This window comes from Streptomyces sp. NPDC058691 (genome assembly GCF_042714775.1).
Lineage (GTDB): Bacteria > Actinomycetota > Actinomycetes > Streptomycetales > Streptomycetaceae > Actinacidiphila.
Map to the genome: position 1 here is coordinate 102,156 of NZ_JBHXSO010000029.1, position 11,576 is coordinate 113,731.

Annotated in this window: 11 protein-coding genes; 7 read left to right on the forward strand and 4 right to left on the reverse strand. The window is 71.1% G+C overall.

Annotation, left to right across the window (positions count from 1 at the left end):
- Nucleotides 1–33: 33 nt before the first annotated feature.
- Together ACFWVC_RS21650 and ACFWVC_RS21655 are read right to left on the reverse strand one after the other, a co-directional pair.
- Nucleotides 34–1,656 (reverse strand): phytoene desaturase family protein, encoded by a 1,623-nt coding sequence (locus ACFWVC_RS21650; protein ID WP_384288235.1) that lies wholly within the window; start codon nucleotides 1,654–1,656, stop codon nucleotides 34–36.
- 74 nt (nucleotides 1,657–1,730) lie between these two features.
- Nucleotides 1,731–2,186: an SRPBCC family protein gene (locus ACFWVC_RS21655; protein WP_384288238.1), complete on the reverse strand. Its 456-nt coding sequence runs from the start codon at nucleotides 2,184–2,186 to the stop codon at nucleotides 1,731–1,733.
- Between the two features lie 118 nt (nucleotides 2,187–2,304).
- Between ACFWVC_RS21655 and ACFWVC_RS21660 the strand changes: the two genes are divergently transcribed.
- From ACFWVC_RS21660 to ACFWVC_RS21675, 4 genes are all read left to right on the forward strand, one after another.
- Complete coding sequence (locus tag ACFWVC_RS21660; protein ID WP_384288243.1) at nucleotides 2,305–3,171, forward strand: SDR family oxidoreductase; 867 nt, start codon at nucleotides 2,305–2,307, stop codon at nucleotides 3,169–3,171.
- Nucleotides 3,172–3,297: 126 nt separating this feature from the next.
- Nucleotides 3,298–4,488: a zinc-dependent alcohol dehydrogenase gene (locus ACFWVC_RS21665; protein WP_384288247.1), complete on the forward strand. Its 1,191-nt coding sequence runs from the start codon at nucleotides 3,298–3,300 to the stop codon at nucleotides 4,486–4,488.
- Nucleotides 4,489–4,596: 108 nt separating this feature from the next.
- Nucleotides 4,597–5,103 (forward strand): DUF6328 family protein, encoded by a 507-nt coding sequence (locus ACFWVC_RS21670; protein ID WP_384288250.1) that lies wholly within the window; start codon nucleotides 4,597–4,599, stop codon nucleotides 5,101–5,103.
- An 89-nt stretch (nucleotides 5,104–5,192) separates the two neighbouring features.
- On the forward strand, nucleotides 5,193–5,753 hold the full coding sequence (locus ACFWVC_RS21675) for a hemerythrin domain-containing protein (RefSeq protein WP_384288254.1): 561 nt from the start codon (nucleotides 5,193–5,195) through the stop codon (nucleotides 5,751–5,753).
- 89 nt (nucleotides 5,754–5,842) lie between these two features.
- Here the strand turns inward: ACFWVC_RS21675 and ACFWVC_RS21680 are convergent, their stop codons facing one another.
- Nucleotides 5,843–6,040 (reverse strand): hypothetical protein, encoded by a 198-nt coding sequence (locus ACFWVC_RS21680; protein WP_384288257.1) that lies wholly within the window; start codon nucleotides 6,038–6,040, stop codon nucleotides 5,843–5,845.
- Between the two features lie 464 nt (nucleotides 6,041–6,504).
- Nucleotides 6,505–6,873: a DUF6479 family protein gene (locus tag ACFWVC_RS21685; RefSeq protein ID WP_384288264.1), complete on the reverse strand. Its 369-nt coding sequence runs from the start codon at nucleotides 6,871–6,873 to the stop codon at nucleotides 6,505–6,507.
- 287 nt (nucleotides 6,874–7,160) lie between these two features.
- On the opposite strand from ACFWVC_RS21685, the gene ACFWVC_RS21690 reads away from it, so the two are divergent.
- From ACFWVC_RS21690 to ACFWVC_RS21700, 3 genes are all read left to right on the forward strand, one after another.
- A complete protein-coding gene (locus tag ACFWVC_RS21690) occupies nucleotides 7,161–8,552 on the forward strand; it encodes a hypothetical protein (RefSeq protein WP_384288267.1) in 1,392 nt (463 codons plus the stop codon).
- Between the two features lie 53 nt (nucleotides 8,553–8,605).
- Nucleotides 8,606–9,169: a DUF4232 domain-containing protein gene (locus tag ACFWVC_RS21695; RefSeq protein ID WP_384288270.1), complete on the forward strand. Its 564-nt coding sequence runs from the start codon at nucleotides 8,606–8,608 to the stop codon at nucleotides 9,167–9,169.
- Nucleotides 9,170–9,869: 700 nt separating this feature from the next.
- Nucleotides 9,870–11,525, forward strand: coding sequence for an alpha-keto acid decarboxylase family protein (locus ACFWVC_RS21700; RefSeq protein WP_384288275.1), 1,656 nt, complete (start codon nucleotides 9,870–9,872; stop codon nucleotides 11,523–11,525).
- The last annotated feature ends 51 nt before the right edge of the window (nucleotides 11,526–11,576 follow it).

Sequence of the window (11,576 nt, forward strand, 5' to 3'; positions counted from 1 at the left end):
CGGCCGCCGTCTCCGCGGCGGCACGCCCGCGTCTCAGGTGCGTTCCCCGAAGCGATTGCGGCGGGTGAGGGCACGCTGCGCGCCGCTGAGGAGCCGGCTCGGTGACCGGGAGCGCAGCGCGGCATGGGCCGCGTTGGCGCCCGGCGCCCCGTGGACGCCACCACCGGGATGAGCCGCCGCGGAGGCCAGGAAGAGCCCGGCGACCGGCGTTTCCGGGCGCCCGGTGCCCGGAACGGGCCTGAACACCAGCTGCTGGTGCAAGGCGGCGGTGCCGCCGTTGATCGCGCCGTCGTGCAGATTGGCATCGGCCGCTTCGATGTCGGGTGGGGCCAGGGCACGACGGGCGCGGATCAGGGCACGGAATCCGGGGGCGTACCGCTCGACCTGTTCCTCGACACGGTCGGCCATCCGCTCCCGGTCGCCCGTGTGCCACGCCCCCGTGATTCCTCCCTCGCCCGCGTCGCCGCGGATCTGGTGGGGCAGGTGGGTGTAGGCCCAGGCCGACTCCGTTCCGGACGGTGAACGCGTGCCGTCGGCCGTGGTCATCTGCCCGAACAGTAGGAAGGGCCGCTCGGGCACCTCGCCCATGGCGATCTGCGCGGCGAAGCGCGTCAGTCCGTCGACGCCCTCCGCGAGGTGGACCGTGCCCGCGCGCCGCGCGGCGTCGGCGGACCACGGCACCGGGCCGTCGAGCGCCCAGTCGACCTTGAAGGTCGCGAAGTCCCACTGGAATCGCCGCAGGTCCTCCAGGACGCGCTCCGGCAGGTCGGCCGGGTCCAGCAGCCGCGTGTAGAGCGCGGGCGCGGACACGTCGGCCAGGACGGCGCGGCCCGCGGGGACGACCTCGCCGTCCGCCAAACGGACACCGACGGCCCGCCCGGAGCGGACCACCACCGACGTGGCACGGGCCCCACAGCGCACCGTCCCGCCGTTGCGCCGCAGCCGGTCCACCAGGGCGGTGACCAAGGACTGCGCGCCGCCCACGGGGACCGGAAACCCGTACGCCTGCCCGAGCATCGCCATGAGCCAGCCGAATCCACCGCTGCCGGCGGCCTCGGGTGCCAGGTCGGCGTGCAGGGCGTTGCCGGCCAGAAGCAGGGGGCCCAGCGCGCCGCGGAACTCCTCCTCCCCCAGCCTGCGCACCGGCAGGACCAAGGTGCGGGCCAGGCGAAGTCCCCCCGCGGCGCGCAGCCGGGCGGCCAGGCGGAGTCCGGCCCGCACCGGCGGAAAGGGCGTGAACAGCGCCTCGACGATGTCGTCCCCGACCCGGTCCCACAGAGCGCACAGCCGCAGCCAGGCCTCACCGTCGCCCGGGGCGTCCTGGTCGAGGAGTGCGGCGGTGTCGCCCGGGTTCCGGTGGAGCACGGCGCAGCGGCCGTCGAGCAGCGGATGCGCGACCACGGCCGGGGCGTGGCACCAGCGCAGGCCTTCTCGTTCCAGTTCGAGCCGGCGGATGACCGGCGAGGCAGCGGCCAGCGGATAGAAGGAGCTGAACAGGTCGTGGACGAAGTCGGGGTGGACGGCCCGGTCGGAGCGGACCCCGCCGCCGGGCTCGTCCTGGGCCTCGAGGACCTCCACGGCCCATCCGGCGTCGGCCAAGAGGTTCGCGGCGACAAGGCCGTTGGGGCCCGCGCCGATCACCACCGCGTCCGGCATGCGACCGCCTCCCGCGTGGACTTGTGGACCCGTGAACCGGTGAACCCGTGGACCCGTGTACTCGTTGACACCGCTCATGCACGGGGCACGGTCCGGTCCGCGCCCTCCTCGACCATGTGCGCCAGTCTGTTGAGCATGCTGCGATGCCGCAGTTGCAGGAACGCGTCGAGCAGGGAGTTGTGCAGCATGCCGCCCGGACCGCGCAGCGGATGCTCGTCGACGATGACGAGGGTGTCCTCGGCCCAGGGCCGCAGCTCGAGGGCGATGCGGGCGCTGCCGAGCCATCCGCTCATGGCTTCGAGTTCGAGTTGCCGCCCGGGCCGGCAGATCCGTACGACGGTGGTTCCCTTGAGCTTCAACGGCCCGAGGTCCACGGTGTACCGGATGCTGGAGCCGACCTGGGGCCAGTCGCCGTCGCCCCGCTCGGACCCCGACGGCCCCACGACCCATTGCCCGTAGCGGTCGACGTCGGCGAGCACGGCCCACACATCCTCCGGCGCGCCGGCCACCAGCCGGTGTCTGACGGCCATACGCCCTCCCGGTCCCGGGCCGGTGCGTCGGCACTCGCCGATATCAGAAGGCCGGCCCGCCACTTATGTCACTATCGTCACTTTCATCGCATTTATCATCCGGAAGGGGATGGTGCTGATGGCAGGCTCCGGATCGGTTCTGGCGGGCCGCACCGCCGTGGTGACCGGCGCCGCACGCGGCATCGGGCAGGCCGTGGCCCACGCCCTGATGGCTCGCGGGATGAACGTCGCGCTGCTGGGACTCGAGCGGGACGCACTGACAGCCGCAGCGGCGGCCGGTACGGGCTCGGGTGAGGCATGGCACGTCGATGTCACGGACGAGTCGGCCCTACGGCGTGCGGCCGACCGGGTGACGCGGCGGTTCGGCCCGGCGTCCGTGGTCGTGGCCAATGCCGGTGTGGCCACGGTGGGACCGTTCGAGGAGTCGGACATGGCGGTCTGGCGGCGGGTCGTGGAGGTCAACCTCATCGGAAGCGCGCTGACCGCGCGCGCCTTCCTCCCCGGACTCATCGCGACCCGCGGCTACTACCTGCAGATCTCGTCCTTGGCCGCCCTCGGCGCCGCCCCGCTGATGTCCGCGTACTGCGCGTCCAAATCGGGGGTGGAGACGCTTGCCCACGGCCTGCGCACCGAGGTCGCGGGCCGAGGGGTGGGCGTAGGAGTCGCCTACCTCAGCTGGACGGACACGGCGATGATCCAGGACGCCTGGCGCCACGGAGCGCTGCGCGAGGTGCGGGCGCTGATGCCATGGCCGGCCAACCGCACCCATGCGGTCGAGCCCACGGCGGAGCGCCTGGTGCGCGGCATCGAACGGCGCTCCTCCTCCGTGTACGTCCAGCCCTGGGTACGCGGCGTGCAGGCCGCCCGCTCCCTTCTGCCCGGTCTGGTCGCCCGGCGGGCCGGGCGGATCCTGGGGAGCGAGGGGCCCCGTCCCGAGAACACCTCCCCAGGGCTCCTCGGCCCGGGCGGCCGCGCCGCCGGCTGAGGGGGCACCCTGACTCTGTGCCCCACATTCCGGGGGCGGCGGTCCGCCGGTGGTTCACCGGCCGCCCATCGGGTACCCGAGTCTTCTGTCCTGCCGGACGTTCACGTTCGAAAGGAGTGATCGGTCATGCGCGCGACCGTGTGGCACGGAAAGCGTGACGTGAGGGTCGAGACGGTGCCCGACCCGCGGATCGAGAAGCCGACGGATGCGGTGGTGCGGATCACCTCGACCGGCCTGTGCGGCTCCGACCTGCACCTGTACGAGGTTCTGGCGCCGTACATGACGCCCGGGGACATTCTCGGTCACGAGCCGATGGGCATCGTGGAGGAGACCGGTTCCGAGGTCGGCGATCTCTCCCCCGGCGACCGCGTCGTGGTGCCGTTCCAGATCTCGTGCGGCACCTGTTACATGTGCCGGGAGGGACTGCCCACCCAGTGCGAGACCACGCAGGTCACCGAATTCGGCTCCGGTGCCGCGCTGTTCGGCTACACCAAGCTGTACGGCCGGGTCCCCGGCGCCCAGGCCGAGTATCTGCGGGTGCCGCAGGCCCAGTTCGGGCCGATCAAGGTGCCCGAGGGCCCGCCGGACGACAGGTTCGTCTACCTCTCGGACGTGTTGCCCACGGCCTGGCAGGCCGTGAAGTACGCCGCTGTCCCCGCGGGCGGTACGGTCGCCGTCCTCGGTCTCGGGCCGATCGGCGCCATGAGCTGCCGGGTGGCGCGCCATCTGGGAGCCGGTCGCGTGATCGGCGTCGACCACGTGCCCGAGCGGCTGACCCGGGCACGGCAGGACGGGGTCGAGGTCCACGACCTGGACGAGTTCGACGACGCGGACGGCCTGATCGCCGCCGTCCGGGACGCCACGGGCGGCCGGGGCCCGGACGCGGTGATCGACGCCGTTGGCACCGAGGCCCACGGCAGCACGCTGGGCCGGGTCGCCCAGCAGGCCGCCGGCGTGCTCCCGCGGCAGTGGGCCGCCAAGCTCATGGAGTACGCGGGCGTCGACCGCCTGGGCGCCCTGCACCTGGCCATCGACATGGTCAGGCGCGGCGGCACCGTGTCGGTGAGCGGCGTCTACGGCGGCATGACGGACCCCATGCCGATGATGACCATGTTCGACAAGCAGATCCAACTGCGCATGGGACAGGCCAACGTCCACCGCTGGAGCGACGAGATCCTGCCGCTGCTCACCGACGACGACCCCTTGGGCGTGGACTCCTTCGCCACCCACCACGTATCGCTTGAACAGGCGGCGCAGGCCTACGAGATGTTCCAGAAAAAGGCCGACGGCGCCATCAAGGTGCTGATGCGCCCCTGACCGACGCGCCCCGCCCGACGGCGCGGGGCCGTGCCGCCGAGCGGTATCCGGCCGTATCCGGGTACACGCACCGGACAGGGGCGGCATCGGTCACTCGGGAGGGGCGGCATGGGTTCCGACGGCAAGGGCACTTCCCCAGAGGCTTCCGGGCGCGGGCGCGACGAGACCCACGACGAACGCGCGGACCGTCAGTGGGGGGAGCTCATCCAGGAGGTACGCGTCGCGCAGACGGGTGTGCAGATCCTCTTCGGCTTCCTGCTGACCGTCGTGTTCACCCCCCACTACCCGCAGCTCGGGAGCACCGAGAAAGCGATCTACATCGTCACGGTCGTGCTGGGCGCGTGCGCGACCGGCGCGCTGATCGGCCCGGTGTCCTTCCACCGCCTGGTGTCGGGACGGCGCATCAAGCCCGAGGCGGTCCGCTGGGCCGCCCGGCTCACCTTCGCGGGGCTCGTCCTGCTGCTGGCCACCATGACCTCGGCGCTGCTGCTGGTGCTCCGCGTGGCGACCCATGACCGCTACGTGCCCTATCTGGTGTCCGCGGTCCTCGTCTGGTACCTGCTGTGCTGGTTCGTGCTCCCTCTGTGGGCCCGCATCCGGTTCTCCGAGGACTGAGCCGGCCGCGCGACGCACGCGTGACCCCGGCAGGACCGGGAAGCCGACTCATGAAGAGAGTTCATCTTCGCTCGGAAAAGGAGACCCTCATGGGACACGGCGGCAACGTCATCGCGGAGCTCATGGCCGACCACCGCGAGGTCGAGGAGTACTTCGCCCGCCTCCAAGCTCTCCCCGCGGGCGACAAGCGACGACGCGACGTCCTGGACGACGTGACCATCGAGCTCGTGCGGCACTCGGTGGCCGAGGAGATGTACCTCTACCCGGCCGTGCGCGAGCACGTCCCCGGCGGTGGCCCCCTCGCCGACAAGGAGATCCAGGAACACGCCGAGGTCGAACAGGTCCTCAAGGACCTGGAGAGCGTCGACGTGGACGACGCGCAGTTCGACATCCTCGTGCAGAAGCTGGTCACCGACGTCACGGAGCACCTCCGGGAGGAGGAGCAGTTGCTCTTCCCCAGCCTGGCGCAGGCCTGCTCGCCCGAGCGGCTCATGGAGCTTGGTGACCAGGTCCGCCGGGCCAAGAAGGTCGCCCCGACCCGCCCGCACCCCAGCGCGCCGGACACCCCTCCCGGCAACAAGCTCCTCGCCCCCGGTACCGGCCTCGTCGACCGGGCCCGGGACCTCATCACGGGACGCGGCAGGTCCTGAACGGGGCGACAGCGGCTGCGGGGGCCGGGCACGTCTGCCCGGCCCCCGCTGCCGTCCGCCGGCCGCGCACGCGGCCAGGGGCGGCATCGTCAGGACAGGCTGCCGGCCACCACACGCAGGTCGGCCACCAGCCCCTGGTACATCGCCTCCCGGTCCTCGCCGGCGCGCAGCACGGCCGAGGGATGGATGGTCGCGAGCACGTGGGCGCCGTCGAGTGGCGTCCCCGGTGTCAGCAGCTTCCCGCGCCGCCGGGTCACCCGGAATTCCGGCACGGTACCGGCCGACACATCGCCCTTCCCGAACACGGTCTGTGTGGCGTCGGCGTACAACGGGCAGGCGCGGCCGACCGCGCCCGCCCCTGTGACGTCCGCCGACGGCTTCCGCGCGCACGGCCGACTGGCACGTGCCCACCACGGAGTCACCTCGCACGCGCGCCCGCGTTGAAGCGGGTGATCCTCCCCGGTACGCACTCCCCGGTGAAAACCTGAACCGGGGCGTACTCAACTACCTCCGCAGCGGTGCCGAGTGGGGGATGGCGACCACCGACGTCGTTGCCGCCTGGGCGGCTCTGAACCTTTGATCACGCGAAGTGGGGCCCTACCGGGCATCCGGTAGGGCCCCACTTCGCGTGCCCGCGACGAGGAACCGGGGACGGTCGCAGACGCAGCCTCTTGACGGAAATGCCCGACCGGCATGTCCGTCACCGCGAAGTGGCCGGCTCCCGCGCGACCGCATCCGTCCGTGTCCGGGCTCATGGCCGGTCGGCCGGGCCCCCGACACCGTGCGAGCCGAAGTTGCCGAAGCCCTTCATGGAGTGCGGACGACGGCGAGTCCCCTGCTCGGACCACTCGTCCGGCTCGCGTCGCCGGCTGCTGCCATGGCTGACGCCGTCCTGGTGCCCGGGACCGTGATCGGACGGCAGGTCCACTCCGTACTCGTCGCGTGTCTGCCACGCCCCGGCGCGGGGTTGCGACGTCTGTACGGGCGCCGGCTGTCGGGCGCGGTGCCGGCGGCCGACGACGACGGCCCCTACCAGGATCACCACGACGATCACGCCGACGGTCAGCGGCACGACGCCGACCAGGAAGTCGTGGGCAACGGCAAGCTGGACTTCGTTCATTGATCCCATGGGGCTCGGCTACCCGCCGCGCATCGTTCAACGCCGCTGCCCCGCCCGGGCCTTGCGCAGCGCGCCCGGTCCGGTGCCTCGCCGTGTGTCTCGCGATCCGGCGATCTTCCGCGCGAATTCTCAGCGACCAAGAACTTCCGGCGCCCCCGGTGCATCGCAAGAGCAACAGGTGCCCCAGGTCGGGCAGCTGTATCGCACCGGGCCGTTCGGCCCGGCCAGGAGTGGAGAGGATTCACGAACGCGTGAGCAGATTCATGTCGCGAGGCCGAATCGCGCGTATGAGACCGAAGTTGTCGCACCGCGTCGTCAAGGCCTCGGCGGTGGCCGCGGCCGCCGTAGCGCTGACCGCCGCAGCCCTGCAACCCGGACTCGCCGCGGCCTCGTCGCCGTCCCCCTCCCCGTCGCCGTCCCCGGCGGCCACGGGGAGCGCGCCGTCGAGCGCCCGCGCCAACAGCGGTGAGAGTGTTGCCGCACTGCGCCAGGCGGTGAGCAGCGGACGGTTGCTGGACTCGCACGGTGTGCGCTCGGTGTGCCCGCAGTGCCACTCCGAGGTGGTCACGGAACACAAGGGCAGCACCTCGCCGCTGCGTTCACCGCTGCCCGCCGGCTACGGACCCGCCGATCTCGGCAAGGCGTACGGACTGCCTCGCACCTCGGCCGGCAAGGGCATCATCGCCGTCATCAACGCCGGCGTCGACCCCGCCCTGGAGCGCGACTTGGCGGCCTACCGGCGGACGTACGGCCTGCCGCCCTGCACGACGGCATCCGGCTGCCTGCAACTGCTGGACTACACAGGCGGTGCGCAGCCGGCCCCGCAGAAGGACGCCCACGGCGCGTTCGTGGAGGAGGAGGTGGCGCTGGAGACCTCGCTCGACCTCGACATGGCCTCGGCGGCCTGCCCGTCCTGCCGGCTGATGGAGATATCGGTGCCGTGGCAGGACGCCGAGGACAACAACGACGTCTCCACCGGTGACTTCGCCCGGGCGGTGAACACCGCTGTGGCCCACCACGCTTCGGCGGTCAGCATCAGCTACGGCTACTCCGCCGACGTGACGAACACCAGCGGCCGCATCCTTGCCGCGCTCCGCCACAAGGGGGTGGCGATCACCGCGTCCACCGGGGACGCCGGCTTCAACGGCGGCATCCACCAGGACTGGCCCTCCAACCTCCCCTCGGTGATCAGCGTCGGCGGGGTCACGCTGCCGGCTTCCGGCCCGGCGACCGCCTGGTGGGCCGCGGGAAGCGGGTGCGAGACACGATTCCCCGCCGCCGACGGACAGCCGTCCTCGGTGACCGCGGCCTGCGGTCACCACCGTGCCGCAGCGGACGTGTCGGCCGATGCCGACGCCGCCACAGGGGTTGCGGTCTACGACACCTACGCTCCCAGCACCGGCGAGCCCTACAACTGGGTCATCGCCGGCGGTACCAGCGCCTCCGCCCCGTACATCGCGGGCCTGTTCGTCCGAGCGGGCCATCTGGCCTCGGTGGACGGACCCCGAACCCTCTACCGCGCCCCGGCCGCCGCCTTCACCGACATCACCGCCGGAAACAACGAGGCGTACCACGTGTGCGGCGACTACCCCGGGCTCAGTGCCTCGGTCTGCAACGCGCGTCCCGGCTGGGACGGGCCGACCGGCCTCGGCATGCCGCACGGCCTCGCCGCCTTCTGAGCACCCCTTCTCCCCTTATCTCCTTCTCTCCTTCTCCGCTTCCAAGGATCCCCATGCGTCGAATGACTCTGGTCGCAGCGGGCGTGGCAACGATCGCCGCGGCAGTGCTGACCGCTCCCGGCATCGCGACCGCCAAAGCCACTGCCACAGCCACCGCCAAGACCACAGCCAAGGCCACCGGTACGGCACCGCGCCCCTGCCGCGCCAGTGACATCTCCTTCTACTTCGGCGGCCTCACCTCGGGCCTCAGCCGTCGCACCTTCGACATCACCCTGCTGGCGCACGACGGCATCGCCTGCACCCTCAGCGACACCCCCCAGGTGTCCCTGAGCGGGCCCCCCGACCAGACCGCGTCCATACCGCTGACCGTCAACGGACGGGGCGGCAAACTCGTGCTGCGCCCGGACTCCCCGCTGCACGCCACCGTCCGGTACAGCAAGCCGGACCTGCCGGAGCACACGCTCAAGGTCACCACCCTCACGCTGGCGATGCCGGACCACAGCTCGCTCTCCACGAACTTCTACGTCCCCGGGGAGACCGACATCAGTCAGGGCGGCGTGCTGATCACGTCCTGGACGACCGGAATCGGTCTGGGTCAGGGCGAGCAGTTCCTGTAAACCCCCTCGGCGGGTGAGGGGAACGAAGTGCCCCGGGCGCCGAGGCCGGTACGTCGACTTCCGCGTCCGGGGCGCTTCGTACCCAACCTCACCGAGATCGCCAACAGCGGCACAACTGCCGCGACACCCTCTGCGCGGACCGCAAGGCGGAGTTCACGGAGCGCACTCGCCCAGTGTCGACGAGAGCACGACGACCACGCTCGTCAAAACCGACACGGTCTGCAGTGGTGAGCGCATCGGTGCCGACAACCTGCCCCTGGGACCCGACGAACGCCGCACGGCCTCCCGTGCATCCGGGCGGGTCGTGAGGCAGGGCGAACAGCGCCGAGTGCCGAGCGGTGAAGTCCCCGGCCAGGCTCACGCAACCCTCTTGTGAGTCAAGTTGTCTCAAACGGTGGAGATTCGTTTGCACAGCTCAGGGGTGAGTTCGCTCCGGTTGCGCGCTGTACGGGATGCAGACAGCATGTTCCGGTAGTAAACATCCGGTTTGTTCCATGTGTGGTGTGACGGCAGAGCAAGCTCCACCCAAAGGTTCGTCCGGTTCATCGGTGCGAACTCTTCGCACGGCCGGCTCCGCGAAGGCGCCCTCGTAGAGCCCGCACCCACCGATCACTCACGGATGGGCTATCGGCACCGATTCCGCCGGGCATCCCGGCGCCCTGGATCGGTGGTGCCGTCGCAAAGGAAAGGAACTTCCTCAATGTCCACCACCGTGATCCAGCACGTCCTGAATCGGCTGCGGGACATCGGGGTACGCCACGTCTTCGGCGTCCCCGGCGACTTCGCGTTCCCCGTCGACGACGCCATCGCCCAGCACCCGGACATCCAGTGGATCGGCAGCTGCAACGAGCTCAACGCCGCCTACAGCGCCGACGGCTACGCCCGCGTGCACGGCATCGGCGCCGTGTGCACCACCTACGGCGTCGGGGAACTCAGCGCGATCAACGGCATCGCCGGCGCCTACACCGAGCACCTTCCGGTGTTCCACCTGGTCGGCATGCCCAAGATGCCCGTCCAGGCCCACCACTCGCTCGTCCACCACACCCTGGGCAACGGCGAGTTCGACCTCTTCAAGAAGATGTCCGACTCCGTGGTGTGCGCGAGCGCCATCATGACGCCGCAGAACGCGGCGGCCGAGACCGAGCGCCTCATCGCGGCGGCGCTCTACCACCGCCGCCCGGTCTACATGGCCTTCCCCGCCGACCTCGCGGAGATGCCGGTGGTCGGCACGGCCCAGCCGATCCCCGCCCCGGCCAGCGACCCCGCACAGGTGGAAGCCGCCGTCCAGGCCATCGCGGACATGCTCGGCCGCGCGGACAGCGCCTGCGTCCTGCCGGGCATCCTCACCGCCCGCTCCGGTCTCGGCAAGGAGCTCCAGCAGTTCCTCGACAAGACCGGGCTGCCGTTCGCCACGATGATGGCCGACAAGGGCGTCCTGGACGAGGACCAGTCCTCGTACGCCGGCATGTACGACGGCAAGCTCATGAACGAGAGTGTCCGCCGCTTCGTCGAGGACTCGGATGTCGTCATCCTGGTCGGCGCGCTGATGCACGACTTCAACACCGGCGCGTTCACCGCCAACCTCGACCCCGGCCGCACGATCGACATCCGCCACCACCACGTCAGTGTCGACGGCATGACCTACCAGAGCGTCGAGATGAAGGACCTCCTCGGCGCCCTCGCCCGGAAGCTCTCCCGCAAGCAGTGGCCGCACCCGTCGGCCGAGGTGACCCGCATGTCCCCGGCGGGCGGCGTCACCAGCGACTCCATCACCGCGGAGAACCTCTACCCCCGCTGGGAGGACTTCCTCAAGCCCGACGACATCCTCGTGGCGGAGACCGGAACCGTCTCCATGGGCATGGCCTTCGCCCGGCTGCCCCGCGGCGCCACGTTCCAGAACCAGTCCCTGTGGGGCTCGATCGGCTGGGCCACCCCCGCCGCGGTCGGCGCGGCCGTCGCCGCCGCCGAGGACAGCCGACGGGTCGTTCTGGTCACCGGCGAGGGGTCCCACCAGCTCACCGCCCAGGAGATCAGCCAGTTCGGGCGGTACGGCCTGCGCCCAGTGGTGTTCGTCCTGAACAACCACGGCTACCTGATCGAGCGCCTGCTCTGCAAGGACCCGGACATCGCCTACAACGACCTGGCCAACTGGCAGTACTCCGAACTGCCGAAGGCCCTGGGCTGCGAGGACTGGTACACCGCCCGGGTCTCCACCCTCGCCGAGCTCGACCAGGCCATGAAGACGGCGGCGAAGGCGAAGACCGGCTGCTACATCGAGGTCATGACCGACACCTACACGGCACCGCCGCTGGCCAACCAGCTCCACGAGAACATCGACGCGCTCTACTCCGCGTAAAGCGCCCGGCACCCACAGCCGGCCGCCGACGACGCCCCGCCGGAACGGGGC

Bases quoted from the DNA above. Each gene is read 5' to 3' on its own strand.
- ACFWVC_RS21650 (WP_384288235.1), bottom strand. From the start codon at position 1,656: ATGCCGGACGCGGTGGTGATCGGCGCGGGCCCCAACGGCCTTGTCGCC.
- ACFWVC_RS21655 (WP_384288238.1), bottom strand. From the start codon at position 2,186: ATGGCCGTCAGACACCGGCTGGTGGCCGGCGCGCCGGAGGATGTGTGG.
- ACFWVC_RS21660 (WP_384288243.1), top strand. From the start codon at position 2,305: ATGGCAGGCTCCGGATCGGTTCTGGCGGGCCGCACCGCCGTGGTGACC.
- ACFWVC_RS21665 (WP_384288247.1), top strand. From the start codon at position 3,298: ATGCGCGCGACCGTGTGGCACGGAAAGCGTGACGTGAGGGTCGAGACG.
- ACFWVC_RS21670 (WP_384288250.1), top strand. From the start codon at position 4,597: ATGGGTTCCGACGGCAAGGGCACTTCCCCAGAGGCTTCCGGGCGCGGG.
- ACFWVC_RS21675 (WP_384288254.1), top strand. From the start codon at position 5,193: ATGGGACACGGCGGCAACGTCATCGCGGAGCTCATGGCCGACCACCGC.
- ACFWVC_RS21685 (WP_384288264.1), bottom strand. From the start codon at position 6,873: ATGAACGAAGTCCAGCTTGCCGTTGCCCACGACTTCCTGGTCGGCGTC.
- ACFWVC_RS21690 (WP_384288267.1), top strand. From the start codon at position 7,161: ATGAGACCGAAGTTGTCGCACCGCGTCGTCAAGGCCTCGGCGGTGGCC.
- ACFWVC_RS21695 (WP_384288270.1), top strand. From the start codon at position 8,606: ATGCGTCGAATGACTCTGGTCGCAGCGGGCGTGGCAACGATCGCCGCG.
- ACFWVC_RS21700 (WP_384288275.1), top strand. From the start codon at position 9,870: ATGTCCACCACCGTGATCCAGCACGTCCTGAATCGGCTGCGGGACATC.